Genomic DNA, 18,277 nt, shown 5'->3' on the forward strand with positions numbered 1-18,277 from the left:
CCGTCCGACGGGGTCTTCTCTCCAGGGCTCGCTCTCATGCCCTTGTTGCTGTTCACCGCCCTCGCGCAGGGCGCCGTCGCGGGGCGGGGAGCCCGGTTCCGCCCCGGCCGCACCGAATGGCTGATCATGACCGCGGCGGTCGTGATCGTCTTCGCCTCGATCACGATGGGTCTGGTCATCGATCTTCCGCTGTACGCGCGGCTCGGCCTTCCGCTGCTGATCCTGGTCGTGCAGGGAGCGCCCGCACTCGCGGTGCTGCGGCGCACCGCGCCCGCGACCGCCGAGGAGTCGCGTGCGCCGCTGACCGCGGGAGCGCGCGTGACGACCACGGTGATCGCGTTGCTCTCGGCAGCGACGATCATCGCGTCGCCGTGGCCCGTCGTCTCCGGGATTGCGGCGCTGGTCGCGTTTCTGCTGCTGCTGGTCGCCTTGTGGGCGGAAAGCCTGCCCTGGGGCCTTGCGCCCACCGGCGCGCAGTGGGGGCCGTGGCAGTGGGGAGCCTTCGCCGTCGTCGCCGCCCTTCAATCGGCGACGTTGCTGCTGATAGCCCACACGGTGTGGTTCGGCGTCGCCGCGTCTGTGCCGATGGGAGTCGCGGCGGCGGTCGTCATGGCCGTCGCAGTGTGGCGGCCCGGCGCCGCCGGACAGTCCGCCCGCTGATGCCGCACCCCCGTCACGGACTGGATGCCGCCTTCCAGACACCGCTCCGACTGTCGCTCATGGCGGCGCTCGGCCGTGAGGAGCTCGACTTCGGTGCGCTGCGAGACGCGCTGGAGACCTCGGACTCGCAGCTGAGCAAGGCGATCGCCGCGCTCGAGCAGGCCGGGTACGTCGCCGTGCGCAAAGGACACCTCGGCAGCCGTCCGCGCACCTGGGTCGCCGCGACGCTGAGAGGACGTCGCGCCTTCGAGCGGCACCTTGCGGCGCTGGCGGAGATCGGGCGGGGCTACTCCGGTTCCTGACGGGTGTTCCCGTCCCCTCGACGGTCGCTGTCAGACCCCGCGGCTAGGGTCGAAGGCGGAAGGGAAACATGCGATACATCGAGGACGAAGCCCGAATCGTCTGGAGCGCGAGCGACCTGAAAGCGGCCGCGGAGTGCGAGTTCGCGTGGCTGCGCGCCATCGACGCCAAGCTCGGCCGCGTGCCGGCGGTCGAGGACCCGGACGACCCCACGCTCGAACGCGCAGGGCGCCTGGGCATGGCCCACGAGCACCGCGTCCTCGACGAGTACCGGGCGGCCCACCCAGGCCGTGTCGTGGAGATCCCCGAGGCGCGGTCGACCGATGCCGCCGCGCTCGCGGAGGCGGTGGCCCAAACGCAGGCGGCGCTGCGGTCCGACGCCGCCGTCATCTACCAGGCAGCCTTCGCCACATCCGACTTCGTGGGCTTCGCCGACTTCCTGGTGCGCGACGCGTCGGGCCCCGGAAAAACCGGCGGCTGGGTGGTGCAGGACACCAAGCTCGCCCGGCACGCGCGGGTGACGGCGCTCATGCAGCTGGCCGCGTACGTCGTGCAGCTCGACGCACTCGGCGTCGCGCGCGCCGATCACGTCGAGCTGCTGCTCGGCGACGGAACGACCTCGCGGCACGCGGTGAGGGACCTCCTGCCGACCTTCCGCCTGCGCCGAGCGCGGCTGCTGGCGCTGATCGCCGACCGCGACGTCGCGTCCGGGGCAGCCGGCTCCCCGATCGCATGGGGAGACCCACGGGGCGAGCTCGGCGTCATCGCGTGCGGCCGGTGCGCGACGTGCGACCTCGAGGTCATCGCCCAGCGCGACCTGCTGCTCGTCGCGGGCATGCGCCCGGTGCAGCGCGACCGCCTGCGTGCCGCCGGCATCCTGACGATCGACGACCTCGCGGCCGCGCACGAGGCCCCGTCGCGCATGGCGTGGGACACCTTCGCAGGGCTCCGCACGCAGGCGCGACTTCAGCTCGACAGCCCGGCCGGCGTTCCGGCGCCCGCTGCGGTCAGTGCGGCGGCGGAAACCCCCGTCGCCGAGGGGGAGGTTGCCCAGGTTGCAGAGGTGCCCGTCCCCGTGCCCACCTACGAGGTGGTGTTCCCACAGGCGCTCGGCGCCCTGCCGCTGCCTGACGCCGGCGACCTGTTCTTCGACTTCGAAGGCGACCCGCTGTACACCGAAGGCCCCGCGACGACCTGGGGCATCGACTACCTGTTCGGCTGGGTCGACGTGCGCGAGCAGTACAGCGCGCTGTGGGCGCACAGCTTCGCCGAGGAGCGGGTGGCGTTCGAGCGGTTCCTCGATCTCATCGCGCTGCGCCGCCAGGAGCGCCCCGGCATGCACATCTACCACTACGCCCCCTACGAGCCGACGCATCTGCTGCAGATGGCAGCGCGCTACGGCGTGCGGGAGGGTGATGTCGACCGACTCCTGCGCGACGGCGTCTTCGTCGACCTGTACCCGATCGTGCGGCGCGCGCTGCGCGTCGGGTCCCGTTCCTACTCCATCAAGAAGCTGGAGCCGCTGTACATGGGCGGCGAGGTGCGCACCAGCGACGTGCAGCGCGGCGACGACTCCATCGTGAAGTACGTGCAGGCCCGTGCCCACGCCGCCGACGGCGACGCCGCGGCATCCGAAGCCATCCTCGCCGACCTCGCCGACTACAACCGCTACGACTGCGTCTCGACGCGGCGCCTGCGTGACTGGCTCGTCGAGCGGGCCAAAGATGCCGGCATGCGCCCGTCCGTCGAGCCCGATCCTGTCGACGCCGGCTACGAGCCGTCGCCGCGCGCAGAGGCGCTCGGCCGGCTCGCCGAGGGCCAGTCCGAGGTCGACGCGCAGGCGCTGCGGCTGGCGGCCGCGGCCATCGACTACTACCCGCGCGAACGCAAGACGTTCTGGGCCACGCACTTTTTGCGGCTGCGCGAGCCGGTGTCGACGTGGGCCGACAGCCGCGACGTGGTGGTGTTCGACGCCGCGCGCTCCCGCGTCGTGCAGGACTGGCACCGGCCCGAGGGCGGCAGGGTCGACCGGCGGCTGGTCGAGCTGCGCGGAGAACTCGCCCCCGGCACCCGTCTCAAGGAGGGCGGTCGTCCCTTCGTGATCTACGAGCGGCCCGCACCGTTCCCGGTCGACGCAGGGCCGCGCGCCCTGCACGCGGCACGGTCGGCCCAGATCGTCGAGGTGCTCGACGACGGCGTCGTGGTCAGCGAGACACCGGTCGACGGCTTCATGTGGTCCGAGCTGCCCGTCGCGCTGACCCCGGAAGGTCCGCCCGCAGCGGGCAGCCAGCAGGGGGCCATCGACGAGTGGGCGGATGCCGTCATCGCCGCGTATCCGTCGCTGCCGGCGGACCCTGCCACCGATCTGCTCCGCCGGCTTCCGCCGCGCACCCGCTCGGGCGCCCTCGCGCGGGGGACGGGCGACCGCGTCTCGGACATCACCGCATCGATTGCGGACCTCGACCACAGCTACCTGGCCGTGCAGGGTCCTCCCGGAACGGGAAAGACCTACGTCGGGTCCCACGTCATCGCCCGGCTCGTTGCCGAGCGCGGCTTCCGGGTCGGAGTCGTCGCCCAGTCGCACGCGGTCGTGGAGAACATGCTCGACAAGGTGGTGGCAGCGGGAGTGCCGAAGGCTCAGGTCGCCAAGGCGCTGAAGGACGCGCCCACCGGGGAGGAATCCTTCACCGTCATCGCGAAGAACGGCGTCGCAGCCTTCACGGGCGACCAGGCGGCGGGCTACGTCATCGGCGGGACGGCATGGGACTTCTGCCACCCGACCCGCGTCCCGCGCCACAGCCTCGACCTGCTGGTCATCGACGAGGCGGGTCAGTTCTCGCTGGCATCCACGATCGCCGTCTCGGTCGCAGCCACCCGGTTGCTGCTGCTGGGCGACCCGCAGCAGCTGCCGCAGGTGAGCCAGGGGACCCATCCGGAACCCGTGGACACGTCCGCGCTCGGCTGGGTGATGGACGGTACCGAGGTGATCGACGAGACGCACGGATACTTCCTCGCGCAGACCTGGCGCATGCACCCTGCCGTCGCCGAGCCGGTGTCGCAACTGGCGTACGCCGGCGAGCTGGCCTCCCATCCGTCGGCGGCGCAGCGCCTGGTGACCGGGGTCGAGCCGGGCGTGCATCCGGTTGCCGTGCGCCACCACGGCAACGCCACGCAGTCGCCTGAGGAGGCGGCCGAGGTCGTGCGGATCGTCCGCGATGTGGTCGGGCGGTCGTGGACCGACGGAGCAGGTGCGCCGCCGCGCGCCCTCACCGCGCGCGACATCATCGTCGTGACGCCCTACAACGCCCAGCAGGTGGTGGTGGAAGAGGCGCTCGCCGCGGCCGGCTTCGCCGAAGTGCCGGTGGGTACCGTCGACCGGTTCCAGGGGCAGGAGGCTGCGATCGCGATCATGTCGCTGGCGGCATCCAGTGGACGGGACGCGCCCCGAGGGCTCGAGTTCCTGCTGCTGCAGAACCGGCTGAACGTCGCGATCTCGCGTGCGAAGTACGCCGCGTACGTGGTCTATGCGCCCGGTGTGCTCGACGACCTGCCCCGCACGCCCGAGGGCGTCGCGCGGCTGAGCGCGTTCGCCCGGCTCGTCGGGGCCTGACCCGGCAGCGCCGGCGCGCCGGCGCGCTGCCGCGCACCCGCGGGGCGCATCCCACCGCGCCCGCTCCGGCGCCGCTGTGTGGCCTGGCCGTCGCGCTAACTCCTCAAGAATCGCGTCCCCGCGGTGTTCCGCGCCAGCAGGGCCCGGATTCGGTGCGGGTTTGAGGAGTTACGGCACCCGCCGCCGCCACCAGCAGCAGAACGCGGTGCTAGCGGATGCCGGCGCCGCCCGACGGCTCGGCCCGTGTCGCGCACCAACTCCTCAAGGATCGCTCCCCGGCGGAGTTTTGGGTCAGCGGCGCGGGAATCGGCGCGGTGTTTGAGGAGTTACGGCACGTGCAGCCGCCGACCGCCCACCGGGAGTTGGCGCACGCCGCGGGCGCGCGAAGAACAGCGCCCCGAAGCGCAGCGGTCAGACGGTGCCGTACAGGCGGTCGCCGGCGTCGCCGAGTCCGGGCACGATGTACCCCTTCTCGTCGAGCCGCTCGTCGAGGGCACCCAGCACCAGCGTCACGTCGCGATCGCCGACCTGCCGCTCGATGGCGGCGACACCCTCGGGGGCGCCGAGAATGCAGATGGCAGTCACATCCTGCGCGCCGCGGGCGAAGAGGAAGTCGATCGCCGCGCCCAGCGAGCCACCGGTGGCGAGCATCGGGTCCAGCACGAAGCACTGCCGATCGCTGAGGTCGTCGGGCAGACGCTCGGCGTAGGTTGCGGGCTGCAGGGTCACCTCGTCGCGCAGCATGCCGAGAAAGCCCACCTCGGCCGTCGGCATGAGCTTGACCATGCCCTCGAGCATGCCGAGGCCGGCTCGCAGGATCGGCACGACGAGCGGGCGCGGCTCGCTGAGCTTCACGCCGGTCGTCTCGGTGACAGGCGTGCGGATGGAGACGGGCTCGACGTGCACGTTGCGGGTCGCCTCGTAGGCGAGCAGGGTGACGAGTTCTTCCACCAACTGCCGGAACATCGGCGACGGTGTGCGCTCATCGCGCAACACCGTGAGCTTGTGAGTGATGAGGGGGTGGTTGGCCACATGGACACGCATGGGACCAGCCTACGCGGTGGGCTCCGTCGGCACCGGCGCCACCGCCCAGGCGGCGTTCAGGATGATGTTGTCGGCCAGCAGACGCACCTGCTCGAGCTGCTCGATGTGCGGGGTCGAGAAGCTCACGAGGCACAACCCGCGGCCGTCGGGGAAGGCGAGCCAGTAGTCAACGACGCCCAGCGGCCGCCCGGCGAGTTCGGCAGGGCCCATGCGCCGTGTGGTGTGTCGCAGGAAGTGCGTGCCGGCCGTCTCCGCTGCGTGCAGCTGGTCGTGCTCGCCCAGGCCAGCCTGCAGACGCGCGCCCACGGCATCCAGGTGCTCCTGCGCCGTCGAAGGTCCCAGCGGCTGCCAGTACTGCGTGACAGACAGCGCCGCCGCCGCGTCGTGGGTGCGGCGGGTCAAGAAGGCGAGCAGTCGGCCGCCTCCGGCCGCCGCCGTCCTCGCCGTCTGCTGGAGCCAGGCGGTGATCTGCCCCCGCAGCACGGGCGCCGACGGCAAGCCCTGCAGCTGCGCCGTGACGAGTCCGCCGACGTCGCGCTGGATGTGCTCCGGGGCGGTGAGGTCGATCTGCGCCCAGCCCTCGCCGAGGAACAAGTCGAAGCCGGTGACGGTCTCACCGGGGCGCAGGCCATGCTCGGTCGCCTCGCCTGTTATCCACTGGACCTCGTCGTCGTCGGGACGAGGTTCCAGCGACGCCCGGACGTCCTCGGGTGTGGCCTGCACCGGGTGGGGTCCTGCGGCATCGAACACGACGCGCCGCAGCAGCGGCAGGTAGGCGTCGAGCAGCGGAAGCAGCGCTGTGCCGGCCTGCAGGGCGAACTCCCGCTCGGAGGCGTCGCCGAGGAACGCGGCATACGTCCGCGTCGACGAGAACAGGTGCAGTTCCCACTTGCGCTCTCCCTCGGGGTCGGATGCCGCGATGACACGGGTCTGCGTCTGGCCGTCGGGGCCGCGTGTGAGCGGCACGACGACATAGTCCGCGCGCAGTGCGCGGCCGATGCCGGCGACGTCGACGGCCGCGAGAGCCTGGGCTAGCCGCTCGGATCCGACGTCGTCGGCTGCGGCGATCGGCATGGTCTCCGGCTGCTCGTCGCTCACGGCATCCTCCTCATGGTCGCGCTCAGCCTACCGAGGGCGGTTCGGCGACGAGGGTGAGCTGCGCGGGGATGCTGCGCAGCACCCGAGCCGGCACCCCGGCCGTGGGCAGGGCGGTGGCGGTCGTCACGGGAGCGGCCCCTTCGCGCAGCCGCGCCGCCAGCTGCGGATCGACCTGCAGTGCGAGCCCCGACGGCACCCCGCCGCCGGACAGCACCGTGACGGTCGCCGGGTCGCCGTGGCCGACGCCGTCCTGAACCATCACGCTCATCGCATCGCCGGGGGAGCCCGGTGTGATGCCAGCCCACGCGGTCGCGCGCGTGCGGGCAGGCCGCGACGGCGTGCGCCCCGGGGCGAGCATGCGCCGTCCGGCTTCGAGGTCGTCCGTGACGGTGAGCTCTCCGCCGCCGCTGAGTCGGGGGTCGCGCGAGCCGTCGGGCCGGTCGGCCGTGGCATCGCCATCGATGTGGAAGCGCCGCACCAGCGCCCACGGGTGGTCGTCTCTGCCCCACGTCGCCGTGCTCGCCAACCACGCGAATCGTCCGTCCGGGAACGCCGCGAACGCATGGAACGCGGGATCGCCCCCGAGGGGAGCGGTCGTGGCCACGACGAGTCCACCGGGGTGCTGCGGATCGTCGAACGTCGTCACCGAGAACGGGAACGGCAGATCGCGAACGCGCATCAGCGCACCGTGAAGACGAGGTTGTCGACGATGTCGACGCCCTTGCCGGGGTCGCCGAAGCGTCCGGGGAAGATGTACTCGGCTGCGCCGCCGGGGTTGCCGTCGAGGGGAAGAGCGTGGCGCACGAGCCGGTTGGCGTCGGGGTCGGTGACGCGGGCGATGAGCAGGTTGTCGGCGGCGTTGACCGAGGGGAGCCCGAGCGATTCACGCACGTGCGTGAACTGCCAGGGGGGCGTGGGTGAGTACGATGCCCCCCACGCGTGCGCGGCGTCGTCGAACGCCACACCCGGCGGTCGTCCATAGACGCGGTAGACGTCGTCGCCGACCGACGGGGTGGGCAGGGGCGCGCGCCACAGCCGCTCCGACTCCGACATCGCCGACGGGCGCAGTCGCATGGCGTCGCGTACGGTGAGCAGGTTGTCGGCGCCGACGAAACCGGGCTGCAGCCGAGCGGCGGCGTTGATGCGGTTGGCCGATGCCAGGTTGCCCAGCAGCCGCGCCGCAGCCCCCAGTCCCACCACAGACAGGGCCGCGCCGATGATGCTGACGACCGCCTCGCCCCAGCCCCGCTCCCCGGTGGATGCCAGCACGATGTTGCCGATCGCATTGACGACCGCCGCGATGCCGGCCACGAGCAGCAGGGCGGCGGCGAGGGCCTGGCCGACGACGGGGATCCACGACACGGCCAGTGCGAGGATGCCGGCCACGGCCGAGACCCAGCCGGCGACGTCGGTGATGACGGCGAGCATGTCGGCTCCCCAGTTGTCCCACCACGAGTCTTTGAGACCATCCCCGCTGGTGGTGTCCTCGATCCGGTCGCGGGCCTCCTGCGCTGCGGCGTCGCGGAACCGTCGCGCGTCCAGCACGTCGTCGCGGGCGCCGGCGATGCGCGCCCGCGCGCCTTCACCTTCCGCGCCTTGACCCTCCGCGAGCCGCGTGTAACGCAGCGCCTCCTGCTGGTCCTCCGCCGCGTCGGCCAGCCGCAGGTAACGGCTGCGGTCGCCCCTCGCGGCGTCGGCCTCCGACTGCGCGACATCAGCGCGCGCGAGCGCTTGGTCCGCTTGTGACTGCGCCTGCTCGAGCGCGCCTGCGTAGGCGATGAGGGCGTTGCCCGTCGCGCGGTAGCGCGCCTCGGCCTTGGCGATGTCATCGGAGACGGTGCGGGCCGAGTCGGCGAGGGCGGAGACAGCCTGCGATTCGGTGCCGTCCAGCTGCAGGGAGCGAAGGCCCTGCACGGTGCGGTCGATCGCGCGTGCGACGTCGAGGTACTGCTCGCCCCCGTAGCGGACGTACGCGGGGTCGCCCGGTACCGGGTCCTCACCGAGGCCTACGGGCGACCAGTCGCGGGGTCTCATGCCGGCCCTCCCGCAAGCGCGGGGGTGAGCGGCGTGGCGGGCGTCGCCGCTGCCGCGTCCTCGATGGCCGACGCCAGTTCGACGTCGGTCTCGGCGAAGACATCGGCGATGGCGGTGGTGGCTTCCCCGAGCCCGCGGACCGATTCGAGCATGTCCTCGCGGGTGTCGTCCCAGGAATGCGCGAAGGAGCGCACCGCGTCGGCGAGGCCGTCGTGTCCTGTCGCCTCGGCGATGCGGTCGCTGCGCACGTTGGCCGATTCGAATTCCCGGGCTATGCGCCCGAGGTCTGTTCCCACCGCTCGCACCTGTTCGAGGTCGATCTTCAGATCCGGCATCCGCTCCCCTCCCGCCGTGAGCGAGTCTAGGGCGGCGGCCGGTGGTGAGCCGATGGGGAGAAGTCCCCAGTCTGCGCGGGCCGGGCAATAGCCTGTTGCGTGTGAACCTGCCTGCCCGAGCCACCGACCTGGCGGCGATGGATCGCGCCCTCGCTCTGGCCGCCGAGGCCGCCGAGCACGGCGACATCCCGGTCGGGGCGGTCGTGACGGATGCCGCCGGCAACATCATCGGCGAGGGACGCAACCTGCGTGAGGCCACGCTCGACCCGTTCGCACATGCCGAGGTCGTCGCCCTGCGGGCCGCGGCGGCGTCGCTCGGCGCGTGGAACCTGTCGCGCTGCACGCTGGTGGTAACGCTGGAGCCGTGTCTGATGTGCGCGGGCGCCATTGTCCAGTCGCACCTGGACCGGCTGGTGTTCGGCGCATGGGACGACAAAGCGGGGGCGGCCGGTTCGATGTACGACGTCGTCCGCGACCGGCGGCTGCCGCACCGGGCGGAGGTGGTGGCCGGCGTGCGTGAGCACGAGGCATCCGCCTTGCTGCGAGCCTTTTTCAACGCGCGTCGCGAGCCTTGATCCAGCGCTGATCCCGGCCGCGAATACTCACTCGGTACCGCGAATACTCACTCGGCACTGCGGGGAGGGTCAGTCCGACGAGGCGATGACGATCGCCTCGGTGGGCGGGGCGGGGTCGGCACGCCGACCGATGTATCCGATCGCGGCCAGCAGTGCCTGGCGGAACTCCGCCGGACGCTCGAGGTGAGGACTGTGGCCCACTCCTTCGAGGGCGACCTCGACGACATCGCCTCCTGCATCGGCGTACGCGCCGAGCACGTCACGGGTCTGGGTCACCATCTCCTGCGGCGGGGCGACGTCGGCGCCGGGCCAGCCCGGAACGATGCCGAGCTGCCCGAGGTTGTTGTAGTCCGCGAACGAGGCATCCGACACGATCGCATCGGCGGTGCCGTGCACCCACAGGATCGGCGGCTTGCGGTCGAGGTCGATGATGCCGGAGACGTCGAAGTAGCGCGGGGCCAAGGCGTTGAGCACCCCCGTCGTTCCGGGAGCGAAGCCCGGCCAGTTGTCGCTGTGCGCGCTGTCGCCCGGGTAGTTCCCCGACGCGGTGGAGGTGGTCAGCATCGACTCGACCCAGAGATCCTCGTGCGTGGTGCGGTAGCCGGGGGCGACGTACGACGCCCGGAAGACATTGCGCGGCGAGGTCGATGCCTCGTCGCTGCTGTCGCGGTCGTTCAGACGCTGCACGAAGTCGGGGTTGGCGGCGCCCGCGCCGCACCCCGCGTCGTCGTCGGTCAGCCGGCTCCCGTCACGGCGCGTGCCGCCGAAGCCGTAGGGCGAGATCGGCGCCTCCAGCGTCAGCGAGAGCGCGGGGTGGTCCAGCGCGTACTGCATGACCACCCCTGCGCCGAGCGACCAGCCGACCAGGTGGGCCGGTCCGAGCCCCAGGGCTTCGAGCGTGGCGTGCAGGTCGTCGCTGAAGTCCCGCACGCCCCGGGTCGCGTCGACGGGCGCGTGGTCGGTGCCGCCGAAGCCGCGCAGGTCCACGGCGATGGGCCGCAGCTCGCGCGGGAGGTCCTGCATGATCTCCTGCCAGAACAGGCTGGATGCCACGTTGCCGTGCACGAACACGATGGTGCGGTCGGCCGGTGTGTCGGGGCTGTCGCCGGTGCGTTCGAGAATGTTGACGGACAGCCGCGGCGTCTCGATGAGCCGCGCCGAGATGCCGTCGAGGAGGGTCTGCATGGTGCGTCCTGCGTCCTTCGTCTGCTCGGTGGCAGCGGCCTGCGGGGCCGCGCCCGTCTTCGTCACTATAGCCGCGCCGCGGTCGTCCGCCGACGGGGCTGGCGGCGTCACGGTGTGGTCGACACGGGGTCTGGAAAGATGGGGTGATGACCACTGCGCTGCCTCCGATCGCGATCCTCGGTGCCGGTTCCATGGGCGGCGCCGTGCTGCACGGTCTCGTGCGCTCGGGGCTCGCCCCCATCGTCACGGTGACCAACCGCACGGGAGCGAAAGCCGCTGCCCTCGAGGGCCTCCCCGGCGTGACGAGCGTGGCCCTCGAACAGGCGCCGCACGGCAACGCCGAGGCCGCGGCATCCGCCGATATCGTGCTCATCGGCGTCAAGCCCGCAATGGTCCCCGACCTGCTGCGCGAGGTCGCCCCGCACCTGCGGCCCGGCACCATCGTGGTGAGCCTCGCGGCCGGGGTGACCCTTGCGACCTTCGAGTCGATCCTGGGGGAGGGGATGCCGGTGCTGCGCTCCATGCCCAACACCCCGGCTCTCGTCGGCAAAGCCGTCACCGGGCTCGCGGCCGGCACGAGTGCCGGACCCGCCGAGGTCGAGGTGGTGCGCCGGCTCTTCGAGACCGTCGGCGTCGTCATCGAAGTGCCCGAGGAGCAGATCGACCCGCTCTCGACGATCTCGGGCTCGGGGCCCGCGTACGTCTTCCTGCTCATCGAAGAGCTCACCCGGGCGGCCCAGGGCAAGGGCTTCGACGAGGCGTCGGCGCGGCTCATGGCCGAGCAGACCTTCATCGGCGCCACGGCCCTGCTCGAGGCGTCCGGCGAGGACCCGGCGGAGCTGCGGCGGCAGGTCACCAGTCCGAAGGGAACGACGGAGCGGGCGGTCGCCGTGCTGCAGGGCGCGGGGCTGGCCGCGCTCTTCGCCGAGGCGACCGATGCCGCCCTGGCCCGCGCCCGGGAGCTCGCCGCCGGATCCTAGCCGTCGACGCAGGCCCGCTCAGCGGGCGAGGGAGGCGAAGCGCTCGATGTCGGAGTTCGTCCCCGAGACGATGATGAGGTCGTGGTTCGTGACGACCGTGTTGGCCTCGGCGTAGCGGAACGGCTTTCCGGGACTCTTCACCCCGACCACGGTCACGCGGTACTTCGTCCGCACGCCCGACTCGTTCAGGCCAACGCCCCGGATGAATTTCGGCGGGTACATCTTGGCGAGCGCGAAGTCGTCGTCGAAGCGGATGAAGTCGAGCATGCGGCCGCTGACGAGGTGAGCCGTGCGCTCGCCGGCCTCGCGCTCGGGATAGACCACGTGGTTCGCGCCGACGCGGGCGAGGATCTTGCCGTGGGACTGCGATACGGCCTTGGCCCAGATCTGCGGGACCTTCAGATCGACGAGGTTCGCGGTGATCAGCACGGATGCCTCGATCGACGAGCCCGTCGCCACGATGGCCACCTGGAAGTCCTGCGCGCCGACCTGCTTCAGCGCGTCGATGTTGCGGGCGTCGGCCTGCACGGTGTGGGTGACCCGCTCGGACCACTTCTGCACGAGCTCGAGGTTCGCGTCGATCGCGAGGACCTCGCGGTCCAGGCGATCGAGCTCTCCCGCGCACGCGGCGCCGAATCGGCCGAGGCCGATGACGAGGACGGGGGCGTCGCCCCGGATCTGCTCAACCAACGATCGGCCTTTCCACGGGCATCGAGTACAGCTGTGAACGCGCCGTCGCGGCGACCGCCGCGGCGAGAGTCACTGTACCAATGCGGCCCATGAACATCGTGGCCGCCAGGACGTACGACGCCGAGTCCGGAAGCTCCGCGGTGAGACCGGTCGACAGCCCCACGGTGGCGAACCCCGAGATGACGTCGAAGAGCACCAGCTCGACCGGCGCCTTCGTGATCTGGGTGATGACGATGGTCGACAGCGCCACGATCGTCGCGCCCCACGCCACGACCGACAGCGCCACCCGCTGCACGTCGCTGGGGATGCGCCGCCCGAACGCCTCGACCTGCTGCCGCCCTTGGGCCTCGGACCACACGGCGAGGGCGAGCACCGCCAGCGTGGTGACCTTGATGCCGCCGGCGGTGGAGGCGGAGCCGCCGCCCACGAACATCAGCATCGAGCCTGCAATGAGCGATGAGCCGTTGAGCTCGCCGATGTCGATCAGCGAAAACCCGCCGGAGCGGGTCATCGCCGAGAGGAAGAGCGACTGGAAGGCCGTGTCCCAGGCATCCATCGCCCCGAACGTCTTCGGGTTGAGATACTCCAGGATCACGAACACGACGGCGCCGGCGAAGAAGAGGGCCGTGGTCGTGATGAGCGTGAGCTTGGTGTGCAGCGACCAGCGACGGACGTGCCACGTGTGGCGCCACAGCGTGAAGATGACCGGGAAGCCGATCGATCCGAGGAAGACCCCCGCCATGAGCACCGAGAGCAGGAAATAGTCGTTGGCGAAGGGCGTCAGGCCCTCGGGATTGGGCACGAAGCCGGTGTTGGTGAAGGACATCGCCGCGTAGTAGGGCGCCTCCCACAGCGCGGTGAGCGGATCGATGCCCGCGGCGATCAACGCCGGGTAGAGCAAAATGCTGAGGCCCGCTTCGATGATCAAGGTCGACAGGGCGACGGTCCTCAGCAGCTGACCGACTTCGCCAAGTCGCACCGTCTGTCCCTCGTTGACCGGCCCGCCGTGGGCCCGCAGCGGGTTCGAATCGCCGGCGGCGATGAGCTTGGCGCGTAGGCCCAGCCGCTTCGAGATCACGAGTCCCAGGATCGATGCCAGCGTCAGCACGCCGAGGGCGCCGACGTTCACTCCGATGTAGGTGATCACGTGGCCCAGCGGCGACCAGTGCGTCGCCATGTCCACCGTGGACAGTCCCGTCACGCAGATGGTGGAGACCGCGGTGAACAGCGCATCGGCGAGCGCGGTGCGCCTTCCATCCGCCGCTGCGGCGGGCAAGGAGAACAGGGCGGTGAAGATGAGGATGAGGACGGCGAAGATCAGCACGGCGAACCGTGCCGGCGAGGAGGTGGTGAGGTCGCGAATCTCATCGCGCAGCCACCGCATTCCTGCGAGGGTGCGGAGCCGCGAAGGGCCGCCGACGTCGTGCCGCGCCATGCGGCGCCCTCCTCGCTCTCGGATCCGTGTCATGGTACTCCCCGAGACCCGCGGCTAACCTAGCTTCATGGCGGATATCTTCGACGTGATCGCCGACGGCACCCGTCGCGACATCCTGCAACTGCTGCTCTCGCGCTCGGCGAACGGGGAGCGAGGCGGCACGAGCGTCTCACGCATCGTGCAGGACCTCGGAGTCAGCCAGCCCACCGTGTCGAAGCACCTCAAGGTGCTGCGCGAGGCGGGGCTCGTGTCGGTGCGCGAAGAGGGACAGCACCGCTACTACAGCCTGTCGACCGCTCCGCTGGACGCCGTCGACGACTGGCTCATGCCGTTCCTGCTCGAAGAGGAGACGGACGAGGCGCCCGTGCTCAACGACTCCGCTGCTCAGGCAGCCGACGCAGTCGGACGAGCGGCGGCCTCTGCCCGGCACGCGTTCGCCAGCGTGTTCAGCAAGATACCCGGCCGCTGATCCGCGGCATGGCCGTCGGTGTGCGGGAGCGGGGCTCAAAGCCGCGCATCGTGCGCAACGGCAACAGCAGGCGCAACCGTTTACAGCCGTCCCAGCGGCGCCCTAGAGTGTGGGGGTCCAGCCTGAGGGGGAAACGATGGTGGAACTGTCCGACGTGCGATTCTTGACGGTCGCCGAGGTGGCCGAGCTGATGCGCGTCTCCAAGATGACGGTCTACCGCCTCGTCCACGCCGGGGAGCTGCCGGCTGTGCGGTTCGGCCGCAGCTACCGCGTACCCGAAAGCGCCGTGCTCGACGCCCTGCAACGGCCCATCGCCGACGTCGGCTAGACTGATCCGAGGCATTTTCAACTTTTGCCCGATCCCGGGTTCGGTACCTCCGCACCCAGACCCCTGACATAGCGAGGTTTTCCGTGGGTTCAGTCATCAAGAAGCGCCGCAAGCGCATGGCGAAGAAGAAGCACCGCAAGCTGCTGCGTAAGACTCGCCACCAGCGCCGCAACAAGAAGTAAGCGGCATCCCGCACAAGCGCCCCCGACCGTTCTGCGCGTCGCAGGGGCGCTTCGTGTTCGAAAGGACCGTCATGAAGTCGATAACCGTCCAGCAGCTGCGCGACCGGCAGGAGACGCCGCTGATCGACGTGCGCGAAGAGGACGAGTTCGCTGCCGGCCACGTGCCGGGCGCGGTGAACCTGCCCATGTCCCAGCTCGGCGGCCTGCTCGACCGTCTGCCGGACGAGCCCTTCGACGTCATCTGCCAGGCCGGCGGCCGTTCGGCGCAGGTGGTTTCCGCGCTCACCCAGCGCGGCTACGACGCCACCAACGTCGAGGGCGGCACCGGCGAGTGGATCGTGGCGGGCTTTCCCGTCGAGCGTTGACGTGACCACCGTCACGCTGCTCACGAAACCGGGATGCCACCTCTGCGACGTCGCCCGCGAGGTCATCGAGACGGTCGTCGCGGAGTTTCCCGAAGGGGATGTCGACGTGCAGGAGCACTCGATCCTCGACGACCCCGCCCTGCACGAGCTGTGGTGGGAGAAGATCCCGGTCGTGCTGGTCGATGACCGTCTGCACGCCCATTGGCGCGTCTCCCCGGAACGACTGCGCGCCGCGTTGACCGAGGAGGTCTCCAGATGATCCGTCACGTCGTGGCGTTCAAGCTCGCCGACACCGACCCCGCCGTCCGCGCGGTCCAAGCCGCCGAGGCGGCGCGCCGGCTCACCGCGCTCGTGGGCGTCGTCCCGTCGCTGCGGGCGATGAGCGCCGGGGCGAACGCGCTGGATCTACCCGGCAACTGGGAGCTCGTGCTGGTGGCGGACTTCGACGACGCTGCGGGACTCGACGCCTACCAGGTGCACCCCGCGCACGAGGAGGTCGCCGCTTTCATCGGCGGCATCCGCTCCGACCGCGTCGCGGTGGACTTCGAGGTCTGAGCGACTTCAGCCGTGCAGCCGGGCCGTGAGTCCGGCGAGCTCATCGTCGCCGAAGCCGCCTGAGCGCAGGTACGCGGCCGACCCGCCGTGCCCGTCGACCCAGGCCAGTGCGGCTTGGATGGCCGATGCCGGCGCGCCCGCGATCAGTGCCGTCAGCGCAGGCGTCAGCGGAACGCCCATGCTCGTCACCGTGGCGAACATGCGATCCGCCCACGCCCCGGCCAGGCTCTGCTCGGACAGGGTGTAGTCGGCGACGATCGCGTCTCGCTGCACCCCGACGGCGTCGAGAATGAGGGCGACGGCGACGCCGGTGCGGTCCTTGCCCGCCGTGCAGTGCATCAGGACGCCCTGCGCGCGGTCCGTCGGCGCGGCGACCGCGCGTGCGGCCTCCGCGAAGGCCGTCGCGCCGTGCTCGAGCATGCTGACGTAGACCTCATCCAGGGTGGGCAGGTGCTCCAGCGCGTCGGCGATCGCCTGCGCCGCGGCATCCGGGTCTCCCGACTGCCGACCCATCTGCATCGCCTGCTGGGCGAGTCCCGTGAGGGCGCCCTCCAGCAGCGGCAATTGGACGGTTCGGAACGACCGGCTGGCGGGCAGCCGGTTCGGAGCCATCTGCTGCTCGAACTGCGTGCGGAAGTCGACGAGCACCTCGATGTCGCTGCCGGCGAGCTGCTCGAGCCCGTCAGAAGTGAGACCGCTCAGCGCGTCGGAGCGGAACAGCACGTCCGGCGCGGTGGAGCCGCCTGTCGTCAACGGCATGCCGCCCACATCGCGGAAGTTGACTGTGCCGTCGAGGGTCTGGGTCATGCGGCGATCCTACTGGCGCCGTCGGGCGCCGGGTCGGGCCGCACCCATGACGGAGCGGCCCGACCCTTGCGGCTCAGTCGCGCGCGGTCGCCGTCCCCTCGACGGGCACCAGGTCCGGGCGGCGGTTGCGCACGAAGACGATCGCGATGACGGCGGCGACGGCCATCCCGACGGCGGCGGCGACGAACGTCGCGCTGTAGCCGTCGACGAGGGCGCTGGTGGCCGGGATGCCGGAGCCGTGCGGGCCCACCACGGCGGCGTACACCGCGGTGAAGACCGACAGTCCGATCGAGCCGCCGATCTGCATCGCCGAGTTCGCGGTCGCCGAGGCGACGCCGGCGTCGTGGGCCGGGACTCCGGCGAGGGCGAGGTTCTGCAGCGGCACGAAGATGAACGCCATGCCGAAGCCCATCACGATCAGAGCGGGCAGCACCTCCACGGCATAGGCGCCGCCGGTGATGCGCGAGAGCAGCAGCAGGCTCGCCGCCACCACGAGGGGGCCGGTGATCATGAGCGGGCGCGGCCCGATGCGGCCCAGCAACGTGGCGACGATCGGCGCCGTCAGCATGGTTGCCAGCGGCAGCGGGAGGCTCGCCAGACCCGCCGCCAGAGCCGACATGCCCAGCACGATCTGCAGGTGGAAGGTCAGGTACAGCGTCGCACCGATCATGACGCTGCCGGCGACTGCCTGGATGAGGAACGCTCCAGCGCGCACGCGGTCGGTGACGACGTGCAGGGGCAGCAGCGGGTTGCGCACGCGCGTCTCGATCCACACGAATAGCCCCAGAAGCACCACACCGGCGGCGAGGAACGCGATGGTCGACACATTGCCCCACCCGAACTCCGCGAGGCTGAAGCCGTAGACGAGCGCCCCGAGGCCCAGGGTCACCGTCACCGCGCCCCACACGTCGTAGCGGTTGTCGCCTTCGGCCCTGGACTCGCGCAGGAACAGCAGCGCGCCGACGATGCCGATCACAACGAACACCAGGTTCACCAGCAGGCACCACCGCCAGCTGAAGAACTCCGTCAGCACCCCGCCCAGAGCCAGCCCCACCGCGGCGCCCGCACCGGCCACGGTGCCGAACACGGCGAAGGCGGTGTTGCGTTCGCGGCCTGACGGGAACGTGACAGTCAGCAGCGCCAGGGCGGCGGGGGCGAGGAGAGCGGCGAAGACGCCCTGCAGCCCGCGCGCGAGGATCAGCTCGGTGCCCGTCTGCGCGAGACCGCCCCAGAGCGACGCGATGCCGAAACCCACCATGCCCACCATGTAGGTGCGCTTGCGGCCCCAATAGTCGGCGACGCGGCCACCGAGCAGCAGCAGCGCCCCGAAGGCGAGGGCGTACGCGGTGACGACCCACTGGCGGGCGCTGTCGGTGAGGTCGAGAGCCGCCTGCGCCTGGGGCAGCGCGATGTTGACGATGGTGCCGTCCAGCACGACCACGAGCTGGGTCATCGACAGTACCGCCAGAGCCCACCAGCGGGTGCGCCCGGACATGGATGAAGACATGGAAAAACCTCCGGAGGTCTGGGTGAGAGATGCCGGAGGTTTCGAGCCTCGGACCGCAGGCGAGAGCCGTGCGACCACCTCGCGCAGGGGGCGAGCGAACCCCCAGTTTACCCTCCGC

Annotated in this window: 21 protein-coding genes; 11 read left to right on the plus strand and 10 right to left on the minus strand. The window is 71.1% G+C overall.

Going from position 1 to position 18,277, the window contains the following annotated elements:
• From NQ160_RS06365 to NQ160_RS06375, 3 genes are all read left to right on the plus strand, one after another.
• Positions 1-660: hypothetical protein (locus tag NQ160_RS06365; protein ID WP_257514389.1), on the plus strand; the 660-nt coding region annotated here is incomplete at its 5' end.
• On the plus strand, positions 660-962 hold the full coding sequence (locus tag NQ160_RS06370; RefSeq protein WP_257514390.1) for a winged helix-turn-helix domain-containing protein: 303 nt from the start codon (positions 660-662) through the stop codon (positions 960-962). The genes NQ160_RS06365 and NQ160_RS06370, both read left to right, overlap by 1 nt.
• Before the next feature lie 68 nt (positions 963-1,030).
• Positions 1,031-4,570 carry a TM0106 family RecB-like putative nuclease gene (locus NQ160_RS06375; protein WP_257514391.1) on the plus strand — a complete coding sequence of 1,180 codons (3,540 nt, stop codon included), beginning with the start codon at positions 1,031-1,033 and terminating at the stop codon, positions 4,568-4,570.
• A gap of 411 nt (positions 4,571-4,981) precedes the next feature.
• Here NQ160_RS06375 and upp read toward each other — a convergent pair whose 3' ends face one another.
• From upp to NQ160_RS06400, 5 genes are read right to left on the minus strand one after another with little or no spacing between them, the layout of a single operon-like run.
• Positions 4,982-5,614, minus strand: coding sequence for a uracil phosphoribosyltransferase (gene upp, locus NQ160_RS06380; protein ID WP_257514392.1), 633 nt, complete (start codon positions 5,612-5,614; stop codon positions 4,982-4,984).
• Between the two features lie 9 nt (positions 5,615-5,623).
• The gene (locus NQ160_RS06385; protein WP_257514393.1) at positions 5,624-6,712 is read right to left on the minus strand and encodes a hypothetical protein; all 1,089 of its coding nucleotides are present in this window, start codon (positions 6,710-6,712) and stop codon (positions 5,624-5,626) included.
• A 22-nt stretch (positions 6,713-6,734) separates the two neighbouring features.
• On the minus strand, positions 6,735-7,391 hold the full coding sequence (locus NQ160_RS06390; protein ID WP_257514394.1) for a hypothetical protein: 657 nt from the start codon (positions 7,389-7,391) through the stop codon (positions 6,735-6,737).
• The gene (locus NQ160_RS06395) at positions 7,391-8,746 is read right to left on the minus strand and encodes a putative T7SS-secreted protein (protein WP_257514395.1); all 1,356 of its coding nucleotides are present in this window, start codon (positions 8,744-8,746) and stop codon (positions 7,391-7,393) included. The genes NQ160_RS06390 and NQ160_RS06395 overlap by 1 nt, the downstream gene beginning before the upstream one ends.
• Positions 8,743-9,081: a hypothetical protein gene (locus NQ160_RS06400; protein WP_257514396.1), complete on the minus strand. Its 339-nt coding sequence runs from the start codon at positions 9,079-9,081 to the stop codon at positions 8,743-8,745. Before NQ160_RS06400 ends, NQ160_RS06395 begins: the two co-directional genes overlap by 4 nt.
• Positions 9,082-9,218: 137 nt before the next feature.
• On the opposite strand from NQ160_RS06400, the gene NQ160_RS06405 reads away from it, so the two are divergent.
• Positions 9,219-9,656, plus strand: a complete 438-nt coding sequence (locus NQ160_RS06405; RefSeq protein ID WP_257514406.1) for a nucleoside deaminase — start codon at positions 9,219-9,221, stop codon at positions 9,654-9,656.
• Positions 9,657-9,725: 69 nt separating this feature from the next.
• Here the strand turns inward: NQ160_RS06405 and NQ160_RS06410 are convergent, their stop codons facing one another.
• Positions 9,726-10,841, minus strand: a complete 1,116-nt coding sequence (locus NQ160_RS06410; RefSeq protein ID WP_257514407.1) for an alpha/beta fold hydrolase — start codon at positions 10,839-10,841, stop codon at positions 9,726-9,728.
• A gap of 146 nt (positions 10,842-10,987) precedes the next feature.
• On the opposite strand from NQ160_RS06410, the gene proC reads away from it, so the two are divergent.
• On the plus strand, positions 10,988-11,821 hold the full coding sequence (gene proC, locus NQ160_RS06415; protein WP_257514397.1) for a pyrroline-5-carboxylate reductase: 834 nt from the start codon (positions 10,988-10,990) through the stop codon (positions 11,819-11,821).
• Between the two features lie 18 nt (positions 11,822-11,839).
• On the opposite strand, the gene NQ160_RS06420 is transcribed toward proC, so the two are convergent.
• Complete coding sequence (locus NQ160_RS06420) at positions 11,840-12,511, minus strand: potassium channel family protein (protein WP_257514398.1); 672 nt, start codon at positions 12,509-12,511, stop codon at positions 11,840-11,842.
• On the minus strand, positions 12,504-13,895 hold the full coding sequence (locus NQ160_RS06425; protein ID WP_257514408.1) for a TrkH family potassium uptake protein: 1,392 nt from the start codon (positions 13,893-13,895) through the stop codon (positions 12,504-12,506). Before NQ160_RS06425 ends, NQ160_RS06420 begins: the two co-directional genes overlap by 8 nt.
• Before the next feature lie 118 nt (positions 13,896-14,013).
• Here NQ160_RS06425 and NQ160_RS06430 point away from each other — a divergent pair, with 118 nt between their 5' ends.
• The 6 genes from NQ160_RS06430 (at position 14,014) to NQ160_RS06455 (ending at position 15,845) form a co-directional block, all read left to right on the plus strand.
• Positions 14,014-14,415: an ArsR/SmtB family transcription factor gene (locus NQ160_RS06430; protein WP_257514399.1), complete on the plus strand. Its 402-nt coding sequence runs from the start codon at positions 14,014-14,016 to the stop codon at positions 14,413-14,415.
• A 136-nt stretch (positions 14,416-14,551) separates the two neighbouring features.
• A complete protein-coding gene (locus NQ160_RS06435; protein WP_257514400.1) occupies positions 14,552-14,743 on the plus strand; it encodes a helix-turn-helix domain-containing protein in 192 nt (63 codons plus the stop codon).
• Positions 14,744-14,826: 83 nt separating this feature from the next.
• Positions 14,827-14,925 carry a 30S ribosomal protein bS22 gene (locus NQ160_RS06440; RefSeq protein WP_003792170.1) on the plus strand — a complete coding sequence of 33 codons (99 nt, stop codon included), beginning with the start codon at positions 14,827-14,829 and terminating at the stop codon, positions 14,923-14,925.
• A 71-nt stretch (positions 14,926-14,996) separates the two neighbouring features.
• Positions 14,997-15,290, plus strand: a complete 294-nt coding sequence (locus NQ160_RS06445) for a rhodanese-like domain-containing protein (protein ID WP_257514401.1) — start codon at positions 14,997-14,999, stop codon at positions 15,288-15,290.
• 1 nt (position 15,291) lies between these two features.
• Positions 15,292-15,549, plus strand: a complete 258-nt coding sequence (locus tag NQ160_RS06450) for a glutaredoxin family protein (RefSeq protein ID WP_257514402.1) — start codon at positions 15,292-15,294, stop codon at positions 15,547-15,549.
• The gene (locus NQ160_RS06455; protein WP_257514403.1) at positions 15,546-15,845 is read left to right on the plus strand and encodes a Dabb family protein; all 300 of its coding nucleotides are present in this window, start codon (positions 15,546-15,548) and stop codon (positions 15,843-15,845) included. Before NQ160_RS06450 ends, NQ160_RS06455 begins: the two co-directional genes overlap by 4 nt.
• 6 nt (positions 15,846-15,851) lie before the next feature.
• Here the strand turns inward: NQ160_RS06455 and NQ160_RS06460 are convergent, their stop codons facing one another.
• Positions 15,852-16,652 (minus strand): tyrosine-protein phosphatase, encoded by an 801-nt coding sequence (locus tag NQ160_RS06460; protein WP_257514404.1) that lies wholly within the window; start codon positions 16,650-16,652, stop codon positions 15,852-15,854.
• Positions 16,653-16,725: 73 nt separating this feature from the next.
• Complete coding sequence (locus NQ160_RS06465) at positions 16,726-18,159, minus strand: MFS transporter (RefSeq protein WP_257514405.1); 1,434 nt, start codon at positions 18,157-18,159, stop codon at positions 16,726-16,728.
• Positions 18,160-18,277: the final 118 nt, after the last annotated feature.

This window comes from Microbacterium sp. zg.Y909 (assembly GCF_024626565.1).